This is a genomic window from Burkholderia sp. 9779_493 (genome assembly GCF_015712215.1).
GTDB classification, from domain to species: Bacteria; Pseudomonadota; Gammaproteobacteria; order Burkholderiales; family Burkholderiaceae; genus Burkholderia; species Burkholderia cenocepacia.
Genome location: NZ_JACCQA010000022.1, coordinates 62598 through 82804, shown reverse-complemented (window position 1 = coordinate 82804; position 20207 = coordinate 62598). Strand labels below are relative to the sequence as shown.

Below are 20207 nucleotides of genomic sequence, written 5' to 3'. Positions count from 1 at the left end.
GGTTCACTACAAATGCGGCTAAAGAGGTCGTCAGCCGCGCACCTTCGCCTCCGCGCATCGCCGACACCATTTAGCCGCCCAGTCATAAGGCGGAACGAATGGAATCGATCGGCATCGTCGCTCCACAGACCATGCACTTCGCCGAACCGCTGCGCTTGCAAAGCGGCAGCGTGATCGGCAACTATCAGCTCGTCGTCGAGACGTACGGCGAGCTCAACGCCGCGCGCTCGAACGCGGTGCTCGTCTGCCACGCGCTCAACGCGTCGCACCACGTCGCCGGCGTCTACGCGGACGATCCGCGCAGCACCGGCTGGTGGGACAACATGGTCGGCCCGGGCAAGCCGCTCGACACCAACCGCTTCTTCGTGATCGGCGTGAACAACCTCGGCTCGTGTTTCGGCTCGACCGGACCGATGAGCATCGATCCGTCGACCGGCAAGCCGTACGGCGCGAAGTTCCCGGTGGTCACCGTCGAGGACTGGGTGCATGCGCAAGCGCGCGTCGCCGACGCGTTCGGCATCGAGCGCTTCGCCGCGGTGATGGGCGGCAGCCTCGGCGGCATGCAGGCGCTCGCGTGGAGCCTGATGTATCCGGAACGCGTCGCGCACTGCATCGACATCGCGTCGACGCCGAAGCTGTCCGCGCAGAACATCGCATTCAACGAGGTCGCGCGCTCGGCGATCCTGTCCGATCCCGATTTCCACGGCGGCGACTACTACGCGCACGGCGTGAAGCCGAAGCGCGGCCTGCGCGTCGCGCGGATGATCGGCCACATCACGTACCTGTCCGACGACGACATGGCCGAGAAATTCGGCCGGGCGCTGCGCCGCGCCGACGGCGCGCTCGACGCGTACAACTTCAGCTTCGACGTCGAGTTCGAGGTCGAGTCGTACCTGCGCTACCAGGGCGACAAGTTCGCCGACTACTTCGACGCGAACACCTACCTGCTGATCACGCGCGCGCTCGACTACTTCGATCCGGCGAAGGCGTTCGACGGCAACCTGACGGCCGCGCTCGCGCACACGCAGGCGAAGTACCTGATCGCGAGCTTTTCGACCGACTGGCGCTTCGCGCCCGCGCGCTCGCGCGAGATCGTGAAGGCGCTGCTCGACAACAAGCGCACGGTCAGCTACGCGGAAATCGATGCGCCGCACGGCCACGATGCGTTCCTGCTCGACGATGCGCGTTATCACAACCTGATCCGCGCGTATTACGAACGAATCGCCAACGAGGTAGGAGCATGAACCAGCAAGCGCTGAATTCCCTGTCCGCGCGCGCGGACTTCCGCGCGATCGCGCGCTGGGTCGAGCCGCGTGCGACCGTGCTCGACCTCGGCTGCGGCGACGGCTCGCTGCTGTCGCTGCTGATGGAAGAGCTGGACGTCACCGGCTACGGGATCGAGCTGAACGACGCGGGCGTGCTCGCGAGCACGAAGAACGGCATCAACGTGATCCAGCAGAACCTCGAGGACGGCCTGCGCCTGTTCGAGGACCACAGCTTCGACATCGCGATCCTGTCGCAGACGCTGCAGACGATTCACCAGACCGCCGCGATCCTGCGCGAAACCGCGCGGGTCGGGCGCGAATGCATCGTGTCGTTCCCGAACTTCGGCTACTGGGCGCACCGGCTGTCGGTGCTGCGCGGCCGCATGCCGGTGTCGAAGTCGCTGCCTTACCAGTGGCACAACACGCCGAACGTGCGGGTGCTGACGATCAAGGATTTCGAGGCGCTCGCGCCCGAGGTCGGCGTCACGATTCTCGACCGCATCGTGCTGCACGAAGGCCAGCCGATTCGATGGGGAGCGAACTGGCGTGGTAGTCTTGCTGTCTACCGCGTCAAGCGCAGCTGAGCCGGGGGGCCGTTGACGGAAGCTCCGGTCCGCACGCGCGAGCGGTCGCCCCTCGTGCGCCGCTCGCGCCGCCTGCGCTGCCGCCGCCATCAGTCAACGCTACCCAGTTCCAGTCCATGTCGAAAACGCCACACGAGGCGCCCGCACTCACCGCTCACGAGGATCACCCCGGCTGGCGAGCCTATCTGAACACGCACATGCTGATCTGCGTGTTCCTGGGCTTCACGTCGGGTCTGCCCCTCTTCACGCTCGTCTACCTCGTGCAGGCATGGCTGCGCTCCGAAGGCGTGAACCTGAAGGAAATCGGCCTGTTCGCGCTGATCCAGTTCCCGTATACGTGGAAGTTCCTGTGGGCGCCGCTGATGGACCGCTACATCCCGCGCCTGCCCGGCTGGCGGCCGGGCCGCCGGCGCGGCTGGCTGCTGCTCACGCAGCTGCTGGTCGCGGGCGCGATCGCCGCGCTCGGCTTCGTGTCGCCGCGCGACTCGATCTGGACGGTCGCCGCGCTCACCACGCTCGTCGCGTTCTTCGGCGCGAGCGCCGACATCGTGATCGACGCGTACCGCCGCGAGCTGCTGCGCGACACCGAGCAGGGCCTCGGCAACGCGGTGCACGTGAACGCGTACAAGCTCGCCGCGCTGATCCCCGGCTCGCTGGCGCTGATCCTGTCCGACCACATGCCGTGGGACGCCGTGTTCGCGATCACCGGCGCGTTCATGCTGCCGGGCATCCTGATGACGCTCGTCGTGCGCGAGCCGGAAGTGGTCGGCGCGCCGCCGCGCAACCTGCGCGACGCGATCGTGCTGCCGTTCCGCGAATTCATCCAGCGCGACGGCTGGGCCGGCGCGCTGCTCGTCATCGCGTTCATCTTCCTGTACAAGATCGGCGACACGATGGCCACCACGCTGTCGACGTCGTTCTTCCTCGACATCGGCTTCACGCGCACCGAGATCGGCATCGTCGCGAAAACCACCGCGCTCGTCGCGAGCGTGCTGGGCGGCATCATCGGCGGCATCTGGCTCGTGAAGATCGGCATCGGCCGCGGGCTGTGGATCTTCGGCGCGCTGCAGCTGGTGTCGACGCTCGGCTTCGCGTGGCTCGCGCAGCTCGGCCCCGGCTCGCCGGTGCTCGCGATGCTGTACGACTTCACCGTGTCGACGAGTCACGCGATCGCGTCCGCGCTGTCGGTGTTCGGCATCGCCGTCACGCCGCAATTCAGCCCGATGACGGTCGCGCTCGCGATCGTCTACGGCTTCGAGACCTTCACGACCGGCCTGACGATGGCCGCGTTCGTCGCCTATATCGCGAGCACGACCGACCCGCGCTATACGGCCACGCAGTTCGCGCTGTTCACGAGCCTCGCGTCGGTGCCGCGCACGCTCGCGTCGGCCGCGAGCGGCTTCATCGTCGCGAAGATCGGCTGGTTCGACTACTTCATCGTGTGTACCGCGCTCGCGATTCCCGGCATGCTGCTGCTGTTCAGGATCGCGCCGTGGAACGGTACCGCACGCGACGGCGAGGCGAGCCGTGCGCAGTAACCGCCTGCATCGTCTCGCCCGCGTCGCGGCTGCGTTGAGCATCGGCGCCGCAGCACTGGCCGCGATGGACGCCTGCGCGAGCGACACCGGCGCGACCGCGGCGGGCTCCGCGCCGGCGACGCCGCCCGCGCCTGCGACGGCGGCCGCGCCCGCCGCGCCGTCCATCGCGGAAGGCGCGCAGCCGACCGGCGCCGCGGCGCCCGCGAAGGCCTATACGCCGACGCCGCAGCAGGTCCGCTACGGCAACGCGATCGCATTCCGCACGCTGATCCCGTCGCCGCTGCTCGAACAGCTCACCGCGAACGAATACGCACAGATCGTCCAGGCGGCCGCCGACAGCAACCGGCTGCTGAGTGCGAACCAGCCGCGCGTGAAGCGGCTGCGCGCGATCGTCGCGAAGCTCGCGCCGTATTCGGTGAAGTGGAACGACCGCGTGAAAAGCTGGGCCTGGGACGTGAACGCGATCCGCTCGCGCGACATCCGCCTGACCTGCCTGCCGGGCGGCAAGGTGCTCGTGTACGGCGGCATGCTCGATCGGGTGCGCCTGAACGACGACGAGCTCGGCGTGCTGCTCGCGCACGGCATCGCCCATGCGCTGCGCGAACACGCGCGCAGCAACTTCAGCGTGACCTCGCAGACGTCGCTGCGCGCGGCCGCGCTGCCGCCGCTGTTCGGCGTCGGCGATCCGCTGCCGCAGGCGCTGAACCTCGGCGAGCGCCTGCAATCGCTCCACTACGACCCGACCGACGAAACCGAGGCCGACGTGATCGGCGGCGACATCGCCGCCCGCGCGGGCTTCGATCCGCGCGCGGCGATCACGCTGTGGGACAAGCTCGCGGTCGCGACCCGCGCGAACAAGGCGTCGGGCTTCATCTACACGCATCCGTACAGCAGCGCGCGCCGCCAGGACCTGCTGAACCGGCTGCCGGACCTGATGCCGCTGTACGCGAAGGCAACGGGCAAGCGCGTCGAATCGCTGCCCGACTACGCGGGCATCAGCGCGCAGCGGCGCAAGATCGTGCGGCGCTGAACCGCCGCGCGGCGCCGGGACGCTACGCGTCCACGTCGGCCATGGCCGGGCGCACCCCGCTGTCGCGCATCCAGCGCACTTCGTCTCCCGGGCTGCGGCCGAACAGCCGCTTGAACTCGCGGCTGAACTGCGACGCGCTCGCATAGCCGACCCGCGCGGCCGCCGCGCCGGCGCCCAGCCCGTCGCGCACCATCATCAGCCGCGCCTGGTGCAGCCGCGCGGTCTTCACGTACTGCATCGGCGACGTCGCCGTCACGTGCTTGAACTGCGCGTGAAACACCGCGAGGCTCATCCCGGCTTCGCGGGCGAGCGTCTCGACGTCGAGATCGGCCTTCAGCTCCGCATGGATGCGCCGCAACGCCTTCGCGATGCGACCGAAATGATGCTGCTGCACGAGCGCCGCGCGCATCGCGTCGCCCTGCTCGCCAGTCAGCACGCGATACGCGATCTCGCGCATGATCGCCGGCCCCAGCACCCGTGTGTCGTGCGGCGACGCCAGCGCTTCGAGCAGGCGCACGACGGCATCGGCCAACGGCGCGTCGAGCGGCGTCGAATAGACGCCGAGCGGCTCGCTGACCGCCGCGCCGAGCGTCTCGTCGAGCAGGATCGCGAGTTCGGCGATCACCGCGAGATCGACGCGGATCGAGATCGCGAGAAACGGCTCGTCCATGCTCGCGAAGGTCTCGCATTCGAACGGCAGCGGCACCGACAGCACCAGATACTGCTGCGCGTCGTACACGAACGAGCGGTCGCCGAGATAGCCGAGCTTGCGCCCCTGGCACACGACGATGATGCTCGGCTCGTACAGCACCGGCATGCGCGGCGCCGGATGGGTCACACGGATGAAGCGCACGCCGTCGAGCGCCGCGAGCGTGTCGCCCTCGTTCGGCGCGAGGCGCGTGTGCAGCTCGATCATGCGGCGCTGCAGGCGCTCGCCCGCGTCGGCCAAAAGGGGTTGGAAGCTCATCGGTACGGCCCTGTCCGGCAAGAGAATCTGGCTCGCAATGTAGCACCTTGGACGCATTTTGACGGCTGTTCGCGGGCAATTCGAGAGGAATAGGCAAATCTTCCAGACCTTCGTGTATTTCGCCGCGGCGCCGCGCTCCTTACGATGACGTCCTGTCTCGCCGCATCGCCACATGATGCGACGGCAGTCTGTTTCGCCGGATGTTTTCCGGACAAGGAGCCCTTGCATGAGTACGACCTATGCCTACGCGGCGACCGATGCGCAGTCGCCACTCGCCCCGTTCGAATTCCAGCGTCGCGCGCTGCGCGACCTCGACGTCCAGATCGACGTCCTCTACTGCGGCGTCTGCCACTCGGACCTTCACCAGGCGCGCAACGAATGGCGCAACACGATCTACCCGGTCGTACCGGGCCATGAAATCGTCGGCCGCGTGACCGCGACCGGCCCGCAGGTGTCGCGCTTCAAGGTCGGCGAGCTGGTCGGCGTCGGCTGTCTCGTCGATTCGTGCCGCACCTGCGCGAGCTGCGAAGAAGGCCTCGAGCAGTATTGCGAGAACGGCTTCGTCGGCACCTACAACGGCCAGGACCGCGTGACGGGCGACATCACGTACGGCGGCTATTCGACGCAGCTCGTCGTCGACGAGGCGTTCGTGCTGCGCGTGCCGGACACGCTCGACCCGGCCGGCGCCGCGCCGCTGCTGTGCGCGGGGATCACGACCTATTCGCCGCTGCGGCAGTGGAACGTCGGCCCCGGCAAGAAGGTCGGCATCGTCGGTCTCGGCGGCCTCGGCCACATGGGTGTGAAGCTGGCGCGCGCGATGGGTGCGCACGTCGTGCTGTTTACGACGTCGCCGTCGAAGATCGAGGACGGCAAGCGGCTCGGCGCGCATGAAGTCGTGATCTCGAAGGACGAAGCGCAGATGAACGCGCACCTGAACAGTTTCGACTTCATCCTGAACACGGTCGCCGCGCAGCACGACCTGAATCCGTTCCTGCACCTGCTCAAGCGCGACGGCACGATGACGCTCGTCGGCGCGCCGGAGCACGACCATCCGTCGCCGCAGGTGTTCAACCTGATCTTCAAGCGCCGCCGCCTCGCGGGTTCGCTGATCGGCGGGATCGCGGAAACGCAGGAAATGCTCGATTTCTGCGCGGAACACGGGATCACGTCCGATATCGAGACGATTCCGATGCAGCAGATCAACACGGCCTACGAGCGGATGCTGAAGAGCGACGTGAAGTACCGGTTCGTGATCGACATGGCGTCGCTCAAGCAGTAAGCGCCGCCCCAAGCGAAACGGGCCGCCTGTCGGAACAGGCGGCCCGTTTTGCATCCGGCGACCGGAATGAATGGCCCGGCGGCTGCGCGCGCGGCGCAGCGCCGGCCATCACTTCTGGTAGTCGTAGTCGACCGTCAGCGGCGCATGGTCGCTGAACTTGATGTCCTTGAAGATCGACGTGCTTTTCGCGGTCCCGGCCACGCCCGGCGTCGCGATCTGGTAATCGATCCGCCACCCGACGTTCTTCGCGTACGCCTGGCCGCGGTTGCTCCACCACGTGTACTGCTCGGGACGCGGGTCGAGCGTGCGGAACACGTCGACGTAGCCGACGTCGTCGAACAGCTTCGTGAGCCACTCGCGCTCTTCCGGCAGGCAGCCCGAGTTCTTCTGGTTGCTCTTCCAGTTCTTGATGTCGATTTCCTTGTGGACGATGTTCACGTCGCCGCACAGGATCACCTCGCGCTTCTTCTTCAGCGCCGCGAGGTGCGGCATGAATTCGGCCATGAAGCGGTACTTCGCCTGCTGGCGCTCCTCGCCGCTCGAGCCGGACGGCACGTACACCGACACGACCGACAGCTTGCCGTAGCGCGCCTCGACGTAACGCCCCTCGGGATCGAATTCGCTGCTGCCGAAACCGATGATCACGTCATCGGGCTCGCGGCGGCTGTACACGCCCGCGCCGCTGTAGCCCTTCTTCTCGGCGTGGTGGAAATAGCTCTTGAAGCCGTGCGGCTCGACGAATTCGGCCGGCAGGTCGTCGGCCGATACCTTGATTTCCTGCACGCACACGCAATCGGCGTTCTGTTCGCCGAGCCAGTCAAAGAAGCCCTTCTTCGCGGCGGAGCGGATGCCGTTCAGGTTGGCGGTGATCACTCGCATCATGTCGGGTTCCGTTCAGTTCGATATTTTTACAGGGGGCAGCTTAACGGATCTTCACGCCTTCGAGCTCGGGCTTCGGCGGCGGGAATTCCAGCTTCATGTCGGTCATCGTGCGCAGCAGCAGCTCGGCGATCATCACGTTGCGGTGCGTCTTCGAATTCGCCGGGATCACGTACCACGGCGCATGCTCGGCCGACGTCGCGGCGAGCGCGTCGCGGTACGCGGACTGATACGCGTCCCAGTGCTTGCGCGCGTCGAGATCGGCGATGTCGAATTTCCAGTGCTTGGTCGGATCGTCAATGCGCGCCTGCAGCCGCGCGCGCTGCTCGTCCTTCGAAATGTGCAGGAAGCACTTGACGATCGTCGTGCCGTTCTCGAACAGCATCGTCTCGAAATCGCGGATCTGCCGGTAGCGGCGCTCGCACTCCTTGTCGCCGATCGCGCCGAGCACGCGCGGCACCAGCACGTCCTCGTAGTGGCTGCGGTTGAAGATCGCGAGCTCGCCGGCCGCCGGCACTTGCGCATGCACGCGCCACAGGAAGTCGTGCGCGGCCTCGATCGGCGTCGGCGCCTTGAACGGCACGATGCGCAGGCCGAGCGGATCGACCTCGCGAAACACCGCGCGCACGGTGCCGTCCTTGCCGCTCGTATCCATCCCCTGCAGCACGAGCAGCACGCGCTTCTTCTGCTGCGTGTGCAGGCGCTCCTGCTGCACGTCGAGCTCGGTCGACACGACCGACAGCCGTTCACGGTCGGCCTCCTTCGAGCCGGACGAAAACGGCTTCGCGGCCGGGTCGAACGCGTCGAGCCTGAATGCGGCGGCTTCCTTCTCGCGCGTGCTGTACGGCACGCGGAAATCGTCGAGCGACGGTTGTTTCGCCATTCGTTCCTCCGTTGGACGGTGCGATGCATACGATAACGCATCCACCAAACGCGACGGGCCGCCCCGAACTGGTCGGAAGCGGCCCGTCGTCAAGCGCGGTTCAGGCGCGCGCGCATGCTCAGCCGAGCTTCTTCTTCAGCAGCTCGTTGACCTGCTGCGGATTGGCCTTGCCCTTGGTCGCCTTCATCGCCTGGCCGATCAGCGCGTTGAACGCCTTTTCCTTGCCCGCGCGGAATTCCTCGACCGACTTCGCGTTCGCCGCGAGCACTTCGTCGATGATCGCTTCCAGCGCGCCGGTGTCGGAGATCTGCTTCAGGCCCTTCGCGTCGATGATGCGGTCGGCCGCACCTTCGTCGGTCGCCTTCTCGTCCCAGATCGTCGCGAAGATTTCCTTCGCGATCTTGTTCGAGATCGTGCCGTCGGCGATGCGCTGCAGCAGCAGCGCGAGCTGCGCGGCCGAGACGGGAATCGCGTCGATCTCGATGCCGTCGCGGTTCAGTTGCGACGACACGTCGCCCATCAGCCAGTTCGCGGCGATCTTCGCATTCGCCGCGCCGGCCTTCGCGACCACCGCCTCGAAGTACGCGGCCATCGCCTTGCTCGACGTCAGCACGCCCGCGTCGTACGCGGACACGCCGTACTCGTCGACGAAGCGCTGCTGCATCGCGGCCGGCAGTTCCGGCATGCCGGACTGCACGCGCTCGATCCAGTCCTGGCCGATCACGAGCGGCATCAGGTCGGGATCGGGGAAGTAGCGGTAATCGTGCGCGTCTTCCTTGCTGCGCATCGAACGCGTCTCGCGCTTGTCCGGATCGTAGAGGCGCGTTTCCTGCACGACTTCGCCGCCGTCCTCGATCAGCTCGATCTGCCGACGCACTTCGTAGTTGATTGCTTCCTCGAGGAACCGGAACGAGTTCAGGTTCTTGATTTCCGCGCGCGTGCCGAACTTCTCCTGGCCGACCGGGCGCACCGACACGTTCGCGTCGCAGCGGAACGAGCCTTCCTGCATGTTGCCGTCGCAGATGCCGAGCCACACGACGAGCCCGTGCAGTGCCTTCGCGTACGCGACGGCCTCGGCCGCGCTGCGCATTTCCGGCTCGGTGACGATCTCGAGCAGCGGCGTGCCCGCGCGGTTCAGGTCGATCCCGGTCATCCCGGCGAAGTCTTCATGCAGCGACTTGCCCGCATCTTCCTCGAGGTGCGCACGGGTCAGGTTGACCGTTTTCTCGTACGCAGCCTTGCCGGCCTTTTCGTTGGCCGGCACCTGGATCGTGATCTGGCCGCCCTGCACGACCGGAATCTCGTACTGGCTGATCTGATAGCCCTTCGGCAGATCGGGGTAGAAATAATTCTTGCGCGCGAAGATGCTGCGCGGCGCGATGGTCGAGCCGATCGCGAGACCGAAGCGGATCGCCCGCTCGACCGCGCCGCGGTTCAGCACCGGCAGCACGCCCGGCAGCGCCAGGTCGACCGGGCACGCCTGCGTGTTCGGCTCGGCGCCGAACTGCGTCGATGCGCCCGAGAAAATCTTCGAGACGGTCGACAGTTGCGCGTGCGTCTCGAGACCGATAACGACTTCCCACTGAGTAGCCATGTGCTTACACCCCTGCCGGAACTTGCTTGTGCCAGTCGGTCGCGCGCTGGAACGCGTCGGCGACCTGCAGCATCCGGGCTTCGTTGAAATAGTTGCCGATGATCTGCAGGCCGACCGGGCGCTGCGCGTTCGCGCCCGCGCCGAAGCCGCACGGCACGCTCATGCCGGGCAGACCGGCGAGGCTCACCGACAGCGTGTAGATATCCGCGAGATACATCTGCACCGGATCGTCGCCCTTCGCGCCGAGATCCCATGCGACCGTCGGCGACGCCGGGCCCATGATCACGTCGCAGGACTTGAACGCTTCCTGGAAATCGTTCGCGATGATGCGGCGGATCTTCTGCGCCTGCAGGTAGTACGCGTCGTAGTAGCCGTGCGACAGCACATACGTGCCGACCAGGATCCGGCGCTTCACTTCAGGCCCGAAGCCTTCGGCGCGCGACTTCTTGTACATGTCGAGCAGGTCGCCGTACTGCGCGGCGCGGTGGCCGAAACGCACGCCGTCGAAGCGCGACAGGTTCGACGACGCTTCCGCCGGCGCGATCACGTAGTACACGGGGATCGACAGCTCCGTCTTCGGCAGCGACACCGGCACGAGCGTCGCGCCGAGCGCTTCGTATTGCTTGAGCGCCGCGTCGATCGTCGCGCGCACGTCGTCGGCGAGGCCGGCGCCGAAATACTCGTTCGGCAAGCCGATGCGCAGGCCGGCGAGCGGCTTGCCCGCGTCGTTGCCGGCCGCCCACGGCTGCCCGAGGTGGCGCGTGAAGTCTTCGTCGTCGCGCTCGAGGCTCGTCGAGTCACGCTCGTCGAAGCCGGCCATCGCGTTCAGCAGCAGCGCGCAGTCGGACGCGCTCTGCGCCATCGGGCCGCCCTGGTCGAGCGACGACGCGAACGCGATCATCCCGTAGCGCGACACGCGGCCGTAGGTCGGCTTGATGCCCGTCACGCCCGCGAACGACGCGGGCTGGCGGATCGAGCCGCCGGTGTCGGTGCCGGTCGCGGCCGGCGCGAGGCGCGCGGCGACGGCGGCCGAGCTGCCGCCCGAGCTGCCGCCCGGCACCGCGTTCGTGTCCCACGGGTTCTTCACCGCGCCGAACGCGGAATTCTCGTTCGACGAGCCCATCGCGAACTCGTCCATGTTGGTCTTGCCGAGCGTGACCATGCCGGCCGCCTGCAGGCGGGCGACGACGGTCGCGTCGAACGGGCTCTCGTAATTCGCGAGCATCTTCGAGCCGGCGGTCGAGCGCCAGCCGCGCGTGACGAACACGTCCTTGTGCGCGATCGGCAGGCCGGTCAGCGCGCCGCCCGCGCCGCGCGCGAGTTCGGCGTCGGCGGCTTTCGCCTGCGCGAGGGTGAGGTCGGCGTCGACGTGGACGAACGCGTTCAGGTCGCGCGCGGCGTCGATCCGTTTCAGGTAGTGCTGCGCGAGCTCGACGGCCGAGCATTCCTTGGCGGCGAGCGCGGCGCGCAGTTCGGTCAGGCTTTTTGCGTGCATTGAGTGGTTTTCCTGGGAATTCTGGGTCGCGCGCGGCGCTGGACGGCCGGCGCGCTTGTCATCGAATGCTTACTCGATCACCTTCGGCACGAGATAGAGGCCGTCCTGGACGGCCGGCGCCGGACGCTGGTTGTCGTCGCGATTGACGACTTCCGTCACGGCGTCGTCGCGCAGGCGCTGCGCGACTTCCTGGATCTGTTCGATCGGGTGGGCGAGCGGCGCGATGCCGGCGGTATCGACCGCCTGCATCTGCTCGACGAGGCCGAAGAATTCATTGAGCTGGCCGAGCATGTGCTCGGCGTCGGCGTCGGCCATTTCGAGTCGCGCCAGGTGCGCGATGCGTTTCACATCGGTCAGGGTCAGGGCCATGCGATCACCGGAAAAACAAGGCTGCGCAGTGCATCGAAAGCAGCACTGCGGCGGGGGGTTGGAGGGTGCGATCCCACCCTCAAAAATCGGGGCCGAAGCGGCAAAAATACCGCCCGTTTCGATTCAAATACCGTGAAATTATAAGGTATCATTACGCGTTCGACCCAAACCCGGCAGCCTTTTCCCGCACCGTTTCGCCCCACTTCGGCAAGCCGTGCGTGCTTCGTGCGATCCCCGGTAGACATCACTCGCAGCTTCGTGCGCCGCGGCGGCCGCTTCCGCCACGCTTCCCGAGGCTGTTATTTTTTCCGCTGCCGCCCTCAGCGCTCGCTATGCAGGGCCGGCCCAGAGCGAAACAGGATTCTGAATGTTCGGTTTTTTGCGCAGCTACTTCTCCAACGATCTCGCGATCGACCTCGGCACCGCAAACACCCTGATCTACATGCGCGGCAAGGGCATCGTGCTCGATGAGCCGTCCGTCGTGTCGATCCGCCAGGAAGGCGGCCCCAACGGCAAGAAGACGATCCAGGCGGTCGGCAAGGAAGCCAAGCAGATGCTCGGCAAGGTGCCGGGCAACATCGAGGCGATCCGCCCGATGAAGGACGGCGTGATCGCCGACTTCACCGTCACCGAGCAGATGATCAAGCAGTTCATCAAGACGGCCCACGAGTCGCGCATGTTCTCGCCGTCGCCGCGCATCATCATCTGCGTGCCGTGCGGCTCGACCCAGGTCGAGCGCCGCGCGATCAAGGAAGCCGCGCACGGCGCCGGCGCGTCGCAGGTCTACCTGATCGAGGAGCCGATGGCGGCGGCGATCGGCGCGGGCCTGCCGGTCTCGGAAGCCACCGGCTCGATGGTCGTCGACATCGGCGGCGGCACGACCGAAGTCGGCGTGATCTCGCTCGGCGGCATCGTCTACAAAGGCTCGGTGCGCGTCGGCGGCGACAAGTTCGACGAGGCGATCGTCAACTACATCCGCCGCAACTACGGGATGCTGATCGGCGAGCAGACCGCCGAGGCGATCAAGAAGGAAATCGGCTCCGCGTTCCCGGGCTCCGAAGTCAAGGAAATGGAAGTGAAGGGCCGCAACCTGTCGGAAGGCATCCCGCGCAGCTTCACGATCTCCAGCAACGAAATCCTCGAAGCGCTGACCGATCCGCTGAACCAGATCGTGTCGTCGGTGAAGATCGCGCTCGAACAGACGCCGCCGGAACTCGGCGCCGACATCGCCGAACGCGGGATGATGCTGACGGGCGGCGGCGCGCTGCTGCGCGACCTCGATCGCCTGCTCGCGGAAGAAACCGGCCTGCCGGTGCTCGTCGCGGAAGATCCGCTGACCTGCGTCGTGCGCGGTTCGGGCATGGCGCTCGAGCGCATGGACAAGCTGGGCAGCATCTTCTCGTACGAGTGATCGCCCAGTGATCGCCTAGGCATTCCCGTTTGATATGACGCACCCGCGGCGTGGCCGGATCGCTCGTTCAGAACGAACCGCCGCGCCGTTTGCGCGTCTGAGCATTATTTAACCGATCACACGCGCCCGGCGCCGACCATGGAATACAGTCCGCCGCCCCTCTTCAAGCAAGGTCCGCCCGCGCTCGCGCGGCTCATCTTCTTCGTCGCCCTCGCCATCGCGCTCCTCGTGTCGGACGCGCGCTTCAGCACGCTCGAAATCGTGCGCGGCGTGCTCGGCACGGTGCTCTACCCGCTGCAACGCGCGGCGCTCGTGCCGCGCGACCTGTTCATGGGCGCGGCCGACCTCGCCGTCACCGGGGCGGCGCTGCGCCACGAGAACGACGATCTGCGCAAACGCAACCTGCAACTGTCCACGCAGGCCAACCAGGCCGCCGTGCTCACGCAGGAAAACGCGCATCTGCGCGCGGTGCTCGAACTGCGCCAGCACATCGCGACGCAATCGACGCCGGTCGAGATCCAGTACGACACGAGCGATCCGTTCACGCAGAAGATCGTGGTCGGGCAAGGCTCGCAGCAAGGCATCCAGGACGGCTCGCCCGTCGTCAGCGAGGACGGCGTGATCGGGCAGGTCACGCGCGTGTTCCCGCTGCAATCCGAAATCACGCTGGTCACCGACCGCGATCTCGCGATTCCCGTGCAGGTGCTGCGCACCGGCCTGCGCAGCGTGATCTACGGCACGCCGAAGGGCGATTCGCTCGACCTGCGCTTCGTGCCGACGAGCGCGGATCTCGTCGCCGGCGACGAACTCGTCACGAGCGGCCTCGACGGCGTCTATCCGCCCGGCCTGCCGGTCGCGAAGGTCGTGCGCGTCGACAAGCTCGCCGATACCGCGTTCGCCCGCGTGACCTGCGCGCCGGTCGCGGCCGTGCGCGGCGCGCGCCAGATGCTCGTGCTGCATTACCGGAACGACATCCCGCCGCGCCCGGCCGAGCCCGATCCCGCGGCCGAGAAGAACGCGAAGGGCAAGAAGGGCAAGGCCGCCGCGAAGGCCGAGAAAGCCGACAAGGCCGACGCGAACGCGAAGCCGGCCGCCGCGGCCCCGCCCGCCGGTGCGAACCCGGCGCCGGCCCCTGCCGCGCCGGCCAAGCCCGCCGCCGCGCCCGCGAAGCCCGCTGCCGGGCAATCAGGAGCCCAGCGATGAACCGCCCGCAATACATCCTGCAGCCGGTCAATCCGTACTTCATCGTCTTCAGCCTCGCCGCCGCGTTCCTGCTGAACCTGATGCCGTGGGGCCGCCTGCCCGGCGTGCCCGACTTCGTCGCGCTCGTGCTGCTGTTCTGGAACATCCACCAGCCGCGCAAGGTCGGGATGGGCGTCGCGTTCGCGCTCGGCATCCTGATGGACGTGCACGACGCGGGGCTGCTCGGCGAGCATGCGCTCGCCTATACGCTGCTGTCGTACGGCGCGATCACGATCCACCGCCGCGTGCTGTGGATGCCGATCGGCGTGCAGGTGCTGTACGTCACGCCGCTGCTCGTCGTCGCGCAGCTCGTGCCGTTCGTGATCCGCCTGCTGATGGGCGCCGCGTTCCCCGGCTGGCGCTACCTCGTCGACGGTTTCGTCGAAGCCGCGCTGTGGCCGATCGCGAGCCACCTGCTGCTGATGCCGCAACGCCGCCCGGTCGACCCGGACGATACGCGCCCGATCTGAGCCGGACCGACCTTGAATACCCGCCGCCCCCACGCCCGCCGCGCGCCGCGCTCCGGGGCGGCACCTCGCCCGCGTCCGCGCGCGGGCCAGATTGCCCTTAAATGACCGAATTCAACGACACCCAACAGCAGCTCTCGAAGTTCCGCCTGCGCGTCGCGGCGGCGGGCGTGTTCGTGTTCGTCTGCTTCGGGCTGCTCGCGAGCCGCTTCTTCTATCTGCAGCTGATGCAGCACGGCAAATACGCGCTGCAGGCCGAGGAAAACCGCATCTCGGTCGCGCCGATCGTGCCGAACCGCGGGATCATCACCGACCGCAACGGCGTGATCCTCGCGAAGAACTACTCGGCGTACACGCTCGAGATCACGCCGTCGAAGCTCGACGACACGCTCGACAACACGATCGACAAGCTGTCCGAGATCATCCCGATCGACGCGCGCGACCGCCGCCGCTTCAAGAAGCTGCAGGAAGACTCGAAGAACTTCGAGAGCCTGCCGATCCGCACGCGGCTCACCGATGCCGAAGTCGCGCGCTTCACCGCGCAGCGTTTCCGCTTCCCCGGCGTCGACGTGCGCGCGCGGCTGTTCCGCCAGTACCCGCTCGGCATGACGGCCGCGCACGTGATCGGCTATATCGGCCGGATCTCGAAGCGCGACCAGGATCGCATCGACGCGATGAGCGACGACAACGACAGCGACCAGGAGCACTACGACCCGCGCCGCGACGCGAACAACTACAAGGGCACCGACTACATCGGCAAGATCGGCGTCGAGCAGAGCTACGAAACCGAGCTGCACGGGCTGACCGGCTTCGAGGAAGTCGAGGTGACGGCCGGCGGCCGGCCGGTGCGCACGCTGTCGCGCACGCAGGCGACGCCCGGCAACAACCTCGTGCTGTCGCTCGACATCGGGCTGCAGCAGGTCGCCGAGCAGGCGTTCGCCGGCAAGCGCGGCGCGCTCGTCGCGATCGAGCCGAAGACGGGCGACGTGCTCGCGTTCGTGTCGTCGCCGAGCTTCGACCCGAACTCGTTCGTCGACGGCATCGACCAGCAGACCTGGAACGAGCTGAACAACTCGCCCGACAAGCCGCTCCTGAACCGCCCGCTGCACGGCACCTACCCGCCCGGCTCGACCTACAAGCCGTTCATGGCGCTCGCGGGCCTCACGCTCGGCAAGCGCACGCCGGGCTGGGGCTTCCAGGACCCGGGCTACTTCACGTTCGGCGGCCACACGTTCCGCAACGACGTGCGCTCGGGCCAGGGCTGGGTCGACATGAACAAGGCGATCATGGTGTCGAACGACACCTACTTCTACATGCTCGCGCGCGACCTCGGCGTGAACGCGATCGCGAACTTCATGAAGCCGTTCGGCTTCGGCCAGATCACCGGGATCGACATCCAGGGCGAGGCGCGCGGGATCCTGCCGTCGACCGACTGGAAGAAGAAGGCGTTCAAGAAGGCGGCGCAGCAGAAGTGGTTCGACGGCGAGACGATCAGCCTCGGAATCGGCCAGGGCTACAACTCGTTCACGATCCTGCAGCTCGCGCACGCAACCGCGACGCTCGCGAACAACGGCGTCGTGATGAAGCCTCACCTCGTGAAGGAAGTCGAGGATCCGATCTCTCGCGCGCGCCACCTGACCGTGCCGAAGGAAAGCGAGGTGATCCCGCTCAAGCAGGCCGACATCGACGTCGTGAAGCGCGGGATGGAGAACGTGATCGAGAACCCGTCCGGCACCGCGTACAAGGTGTTCCGCGGCGCGCCGTACCTCGCCGCCGGCAAGACCGGTACCGCGCAGGTGTTCTCGCTGCAGGGCTCGAACTACAAGGGCCACCTGCTCGCCGAACACCTGCGCGACCACGCGCTGTTCATCGCATATGCGCCGGTCGACCATCCGCAGATCGCCGTCGCGCTGGTCGTCGAAAACGGCGGCTGGGGCGCCCAGGCCGCCGGCCCGATCGCGCGTCGCGTGCTCGACTACTACCTGGTCGAGCGCCAGAACCCGAAGAACGAAGCCGCGGCCGTGGCCGCCGCGGCGTCGGCCACTGAGCCGGTGAGCGCGCCGGTGGTCGGCGACACATCCAAGCCGGCCACGATCGCGGCCGGCTTCACCGCACTGCCGCAGCCGGTCGTGCCGTCGGCGGCCAGCGCGGCCGAAGCGGCATCCGCCGCATCGGGGGCCTCGGGCGCCAGCGCCACGGCGCCGGCCGACACGAGCGCCGCGGCGCCGATGGCCGCGAGCCTGCCGCCGATCCGGCGCCCGCACCGGCCGCGCCGGCCCGCCAGCGACGCGCAGCCGGTCGTCGCCACGCCGCGGGACGACAACCATCGTGCGACGGCCCCCGCGAAAGCGGCGGACGCCGGCACCGCTCATTAACGGAGAAAGGCATGCAATTCGACAAGCGCGCCTGGCTCGACAAGATCAAGCAGATGTTCGCGGGCTTCGACCGTCCGCTCGCCCTCATCGTGTTCCTGCTGCTGTGCGTCGGCATCGTCACGCTGTACAGCGCGTCGATCGACGTGCCGGGCCGCGTCGAGGACCAGTTGCGCAACATCCTGCTGACGTTCGTGCTGATGTGGGTGATCGCCAACATCCCGCCGACCACGCTGATGCGCTTCGCGGTCCCGCTCTACACGTTCGGGGTCACGCTACTGATTGCCGTCGCGCTGTTCGGGATGACCAAGAAGGGCGCGAAGCGCTGGCTGAACGTCGGCGTCGTGATCCAGCCGTCCGAAATCCTCAAGATCGCGACGCCGCTGATGCTCGCGTGGTACTACCAGCGCCGCGAAGGCGGGCTGCGCTGGTACGACTTCATCGCCGCGTTCGGGATCCTGCTGGTGCCGGTCGGGCTGATCGCGAAGCAGCCGGACCTCGGCACGGGCCTGCTCGTGTTCGCGGCCGGCTTCTTCGTGATCTACCTCGCCGGCCTGTCGTTCAAGCTGATCGTGCCGGTGCTCGTCGCGGGCGTGATCGCGGTCGGCTCGATCGCGGTGTTCGAGGAACGCATCTGCCAGCCTGAAGTGCAGTGGCCGCTGATGCACGACTACCAGAAACACCGGGTGTGTACGCTGCTCGACCCGACGTCCGACCCGCTCGGCAAGGGCTTCCACACGATCCAAGCCGTGATCGCGATCGGCTCGGGCGGCGTGCTCGGCAAGGGCTACCTGAAAGGCACGCAGGCGCACCTCGAATTCATTCCGGAAAAGCACACCGACTTCATCTTCGCGGTGTTCTCGGAGGAATGGGGGCTCGCCGGCGGGCTCGTGCTGCTGACGCTGTACATGGCGCTGATCGCGCGCGGGCTCTACATCGCCGCGCAGGGCGCGACGCTGTTCGGCCGGCTGCTCGCGGGCTCGCTCACGCTCGCGTTCTTCGTCTACGCGTTCGTCAATATCGGGATGGTGAGCGGCGTGTTGCCGGTCGTCGGCGTGCCGCTGCCGTTCATGAGTTACGGCGGCACCGCGCTCACGACGCTCGGCATCGCGATCGGGATGATCATGAGCGTCGGGCGGCAGCGGCGGTTGATGAAGAGTTGACCGCGCGGCCTGCGCTGCGGCACACGACAACGGCGCCTGCGGGCGCCGTTTTGCATCGGGCGGACCGAATGCAGCCGCTTACTGCGGCGGCGCGTGCGGTTTGCCTGGCTCCGCGCCGGTCCCCGATGCCGGCCCCGGCGCCTTCAGCCGCGCGCTCAGCTCCTTGAATTTCATCCCGGCCGTCTCGTCGCCCTGCGCGGCCGCCGCCGCGTAGTACGCGCGTGCGATGTTCAGGTTCTGCGCGACGCCGTCGCCGCCGCGCTCGTAGAACGACGCGGTCACGTACTGCGCGGTCGGCTCGCCCGCGTCGGCGGCCTGCTTGTACCACACGAACGCCTGCCGGTTGTCGCGCGGCGTGCCGCGCCCGTCGAGGAACTGGTTCGCGAGCGACAGCTCGGCCTGCACGTGCCCCTGCTTCGCGGCCCGCAGGAACCAGCGATGCGCTTCCGCCGGATTGCGCGCGACGAACTCGCCATCGTCGAACATCCGGCCATACACGTACTGCGCATGCGACATGTTCGCTTCCGCCGCGCGCTTGAGCCAGCGCAGCCCTTCGTCGACGTTCGCGGTCACGCCTTCGCCCGTCAGCAGCATCATCGCGTAGTTGAACTGCGCGAGGCGATCGCCGCGCTCGGCCGCATCGTGGAATTGCACCAGCGCCGCGCGATAGTCGCCGGCGTTGTAGTCGGCGACCGCCGATTGCGTCTCGCGCGACGGGTCGGGCTTCGCTTGCGGCGCGCCCTGCGCGACGGCCGCCGCCCACACGGCCCACAGGCCGACCATCGCCCCGATCCGCGTGCGCCCGCGGCACGCACCGTCTGCGCCGTTCATGACCGTACCTCCTGCAACGCCTGCCGCGTCGCGCGCAACAGCCAGCTCACGTCGGCCGACACCGTGATCATCCGGTAGCCGGCCTCGCGATACTGGCGCGCGGCCGCCGTGTCGCCCGCGAAGATGCCGACCGCGACGCCCGCCAGCTTGCCGGCCGCGAGCACGCGCGCCATCGCGGTCTCGACGTCCGGGTGGCGGATATCGCCGAGATGCCCGAGGCTCGCCGCGAGATCGGCTGGGCCGACGAACAGGCAATCGACACCGGGCGTCGCCGCGATCCGCTCGACTTCGTCGACGCCGCGCGCCGATTCGACCTGCACGATCACCGCGACTTGCGCATTCGCCGTCTGCAGGTAGTCGCGGCGCATGCCGAACGCCGCCGCGCGCACCATGCCCGCGACGCCGCGCAGCCCGTCCGGCGATTCGGGCGACGGGAAGCGCGTGAGCCGCACCGCGTGCGCGGCATCGTCGGGCGTCTCGATACACGGAAACATCAGCGTGCGTGCGCCGGCGTCGAGCGCACGCTTCACGAGCCACGGCTCGCGCGCCGGCACGCGCACGACCGGCTCGCTCGGCAGGTGCGCCGCGGCGATCGCGCGCAGTTGCGACGCTACATCGCGACTGTCGTTCGGCGCATGCTCCATGTCGATGCAGAGCCAGTCGTAACCGGCATGCGCGAGCGCTTCCGCGGCCGAGTCGCTGCCGAGCGACAGCCACAGGCCGTACAGCGGCTCGTCGCCGTCGCGCAGGCGTTGTTTGAGGGAATTGGTGAGCGTGCTCATCGATACGGCCTCCGGAACGGAACGGCAATCGAACGGGACAAGCAACTGGCGAAGCG

18 protein-coding genes are annotated in these 20207 nt (G+C 67.7%); 10 read left to right on the top strand and 8 right to left on the bottom strand.

Annotated features, from left to right (window positions below; translation table 11 throughout):
• Positions 1-98: 98 nt before the first annotated feature.
• From metX to H0X95_RS22645, 4 genes are all read left to right on the top strand, one after another.
• Complete coding sequence (gene metX, locus H0X95_RS22660; RefSeq protein ID WP_006484643.1) at positions 99-1244, top strand: homoserine O-succinyltransferase MetX; 1146 nt, start codon at positions 99-101, stop codon at positions 1242-1244.
• Positions 1241-1849, top strand: coding sequence for a methionine biosynthesis protein MetW (metW, locus tag H0X95_RS22655; RefSeq protein WP_006484645.1), 609 nt, complete (start codon positions 1241-1243; stop codon positions 1847-1849). The genes metX and metW overlap by 4 nt, the downstream gene beginning before the upstream one ends.
• Positions 1850-1965: 116 nt before the next feature.
• The gene (locus H0X95_RS22650) at positions 1966-3387 is read left to right on the top strand and encodes an AmpG family muropeptide MFS transporter (protein ID WP_006484646.1); all 1422 of its coding nucleotides are present in this window, start codon (positions 1966-1968) and stop codon (positions 3385-3387) included.
• Complete coding sequence (locus tag H0X95_RS22645; RefSeq protein WP_034201229.1) at positions 3377-4417, top strand: M48 family metallopeptidase; 1041 nt, start codon at positions 3377-3379, stop codon at positions 4415-4417. Before H0X95_RS22650 ends, H0X95_RS22645 begins: the two co-directional genes overlap by 11 nt.
• A 22-nt stretch (positions 4418-4439) precedes the next feature.
• Here the strand turns inward: H0X95_RS22645 and H0X95_RS22640 are convergent, their stop codons facing one another.
• A complete protein-coding gene (locus tag H0X95_RS22640; RefSeq protein ID WP_012492335.1) occupies positions 4440-5384 on the bottom strand; it encodes an AraC family transcriptional regulator in 945 nt (314 codons plus the stop codon).
• A gap of 226 nt (positions 5385-5610) precedes the next feature.
• Here H0X95_RS22640 and H0X95_RS22635 point away from each other — a divergent pair, with 226 nt between their 5' ends.
• Complete coding sequence (locus H0X95_RS22635) at positions 5611-6663, top strand: NAD(P)-dependent alcohol dehydrogenase (RefSeq protein ID WP_006482506.1); 1053 nt, start codon at positions 5611-5613, stop codon at positions 6661-6663.
• Positions 6664-6771: 108 nt separating this feature from the next.
• Here the strand turns inward: H0X95_RS22635 and H0X95_RS22630 are convergent, their stop codons facing one another.
• The 5 genes from H0X95_RS22630 to gatC form a co-directional block, all read right to left on the bottom strand.
• The gene (locus H0X95_RS22630; RefSeq protein ID WP_006494378.1) at positions 6772-7545 is read right to left on the bottom strand and encodes an exodeoxyribonuclease III; all 774 of its coding nucleotides are present in this window, start codon (positions 7543-7545) and stop codon (positions 6772-6774) included.
• A gap of 40 nt (positions 7546-7585) precedes the next feature.
• A complete protein-coding gene (locus H0X95_RS22625) occupies positions 7586-8425 on the bottom strand; it encodes a polyphosphate kinase 2 family protein (RefSeq protein WP_048987480.1) in 840 nt (279 codons plus the stop codon).
• Between the two features lie 118 nt (positions 8426-8543).
• Positions 8544-10019: an Asp-tRNA(Asn)/Glu-tRNA(Gln) amidotransferase subunit GatB gene (gatB, locus tag H0X95_RS22620; RefSeq protein WP_006482505.1), complete on the bottom strand. Its 1476-nt coding sequence runs from the start codon at positions 10017-10019 to the stop codon at positions 8544-8546.
• Between the two features lie 4 nt (positions 10020-10023).
• Complete coding sequence (gene gatA, locus H0X95_RS22615) at positions 10024-11514, bottom strand: Asp-tRNA(Asn)/Glu-tRNA(Gln) amidotransferase subunit GatA (protein WP_006494379.1); 1491 nt, start codon at positions 11512-11514, stop codon at positions 10024-10026.
• 69 nt (positions 11515-11583) lie between these two features.
• Positions 11584-11883, bottom strand: coding sequence for an Asp-tRNA(Asn)/Glu-tRNA(Gln) amidotransferase subunit GatC (gatC, locus tag H0X95_RS22610; protein ID WP_006477478.1), 300 nt, complete (start codon positions 11881-11883; stop codon positions 11584-11586).
• Positions 11884-12250: 367 nt separating this feature from the next.
• Between gatC and H0X95_RS22605 the strand changes: the two genes are divergently transcribed.
• From H0X95_RS22605 to rodA, 5 genes are all read left to right on the top strand, one after another.
• Entirely contained in the window at positions 12251-13294 is a 1044-nt protein-coding gene (locus H0X95_RS22605; protein WP_004189550.1) for a rod shape-determining protein, read from the top strand.
• A gap of 138 nt (positions 13295-13432) precedes the next feature.
• On the top strand, positions 13433-14497 hold the full coding sequence (gene mreC, locus H0X95_RS22600) for a rod shape-determining protein MreC (protein WP_006494380.1): 1065 nt from the start codon (positions 13433-13435) through the stop codon (positions 14495-14497).
• Positions 14494-15006, top strand: a complete 513-nt coding sequence (gene mreD / locus H0X95_RS22595) for a rod shape-determining protein MreD (RefSeq protein WP_006482567.1) — start codon at positions 14494-14496, stop codon at positions 15004-15006. The genes mreC and mreD overlap by 4 nt, the downstream gene beginning before the upstream one ends.
• Before the next feature lie 101 nt (positions 15007-15107).
• Positions 15108-17378 (top strand): penicillin-binding protein 2, encoded by a 2271-nt coding sequence (mrdA, locus tag H0X95_RS22590; RefSeq protein ID WP_196446224.1) that lies wholly within the window; start codon positions 15108-15110, stop codon positions 17376-17378.
• Between the two features lie 11 nt (positions 17379-17389).
• A complete protein-coding gene (gene rodA, locus H0X95_RS22585; protein WP_006482564.1) occupies positions 17390-18538 on the top strand; it encodes a rod shape-determining protein RodA in 1149 nt (382 codons plus the stop codon).
• Positions 18539-18616: 78 nt separating this feature from the next.
• On the opposite strand, the gene H0X95_RS22580 is transcribed toward rodA, so the two are convergent.
• Positions 18617-19369 (bottom strand): tetratricopeptide repeat protein, encoded by a 753-nt coding sequence (locus H0X95_RS22580; RefSeq protein WP_059720853.1) that lies wholly within the window; start codon positions 19367-19369, stop codon positions 18617-18619.
• The gene (locus H0X95_RS22575; RefSeq protein ID WP_059720852.1) at positions 19366-20151 is read right to left on the bottom strand and encodes an HpcH/HpaI aldolase family protein; all 786 of its coding nucleotides are present in this window, start codon (positions 20149-20151) and stop codon (positions 19366-19368) included. The genes H0X95_RS22580 and H0X95_RS22575 overlap by 4 nt, the downstream gene beginning before the upstream one ends.
• Between the last annotated feature and the right edge of the window lie 56 nt (positions 20152-20207).

Bases quoted from the DNA above. Each gene is read 5' to 3' on its own strand.
- metX (WP_006484643.1), top strand. From the start codon at position 99: ATGGAATCGATCGGCATCGTCGCTCCACAGACCATGCACTTCGCCGAA.
- metW (WP_006484645.1), top strand. From the start codon at position 1,241: ATGAACCAGCAAGCGCTGAATTCCCTGTCCGCGCGCGCGGACTTCCGC.
- H0X95_RS22650 (WP_006484646.1), top strand. From the start codon at position 1,966: ATGTCGAAAACGCCACACGAGGCGCCCGCACTCACCGCTCACGAGGAT.
- H0X95_RS22640 (WP_012492335.1), bottom strand. From the start codon at position 5,384: ATGAGCTTCCAACCCCTTTTGGCCGACGCGGGCGAGCGCCTGCAGCGC.
- H0X95_RS22635 (WP_006482506.1), top strand. From the start codon at position 5,611: ATGAGTACGACCTATGCCTACGCGGCGACCGATGCGCAGTCGCCACTC.
- H0X95_RS22630 (WP_006494378.1), bottom strand. From the start codon at position 7,545: ATGATGCGAGTGATCACCGCCAACCTGAACGGCATCCGCTCCGCCGCG.
- H0X95_RS22625 (WP_048987480.1), bottom strand. From the start codon at position 8,425: ATGGCGAAACAACCGTCGCTCGACGATTTCCGCGTGCCGTACAGCACG.
- gatB (WP_006482505.1), bottom strand. From the start codon at position 10,019: ATGGCTACTCAGTGGGAAGTCGTTATCGGTCTCGAGACGCACGCGCAA.
- gatA (WP_006494379.1), bottom strand. From the start codon at position 11,514: ATGCACGCAAAAAGCCTGACCGAACTGCGCGCCGCGCTCGCCGCCAAG.
- gatC (WP_006477478.1), bottom strand. From the start codon at position 11,883: ATGGCCCTGACCCTGACCGATGTGAAACGCATCGCGCACCTGGCGCGA.
- H0X95_RS22605 (WP_004189550.1), top strand. From the start codon at position 12,251: ATGTTCGGTTTTTTGCGCAGCTACTTCTCCAACGATCTCGCGATCGAC.
- mreC (WP_006494380.1), top strand. From the start codon at position 13,433: ATGGAATACAGTCCGCCGCCCCTCTTCAAGCAAGGTCCGCCCGCGCTC.
- mreD (WP_006482567.1), top strand. From the start codon at position 14,494: ATGAACCGCCCGCAATACATCCTGCAGCCGGTCAATCCGTACTTCATC.
- mrdA (WP_196446224.1), top strand. From the start codon at position 15,108: ATGACCGAATTCAACGACACCCAACAGCAGCTCTCGAAGTTCCGCCTG.
- rodA (WP_006482564.1), top strand. From the start codon at position 17,390: ATGCAATTCGACAAGCGCGCCTGGCTCGACAAGATCAAGCAGATGTTC.
- H0X95_RS22580 (WP_059720853.1), bottom strand. From the start codon at position 19,369: ATGAACGGCGCAGACGGTGCGTGCCGCGGGCGCACGCGGATCGGGGCG.
- H0X95_RS22575 (WP_059720852.1), bottom strand. From the start codon at position 20,151: ATGAGCACGCTCACCAATTCCCTCAAACAACGCCTGCGCGACGGCGAC.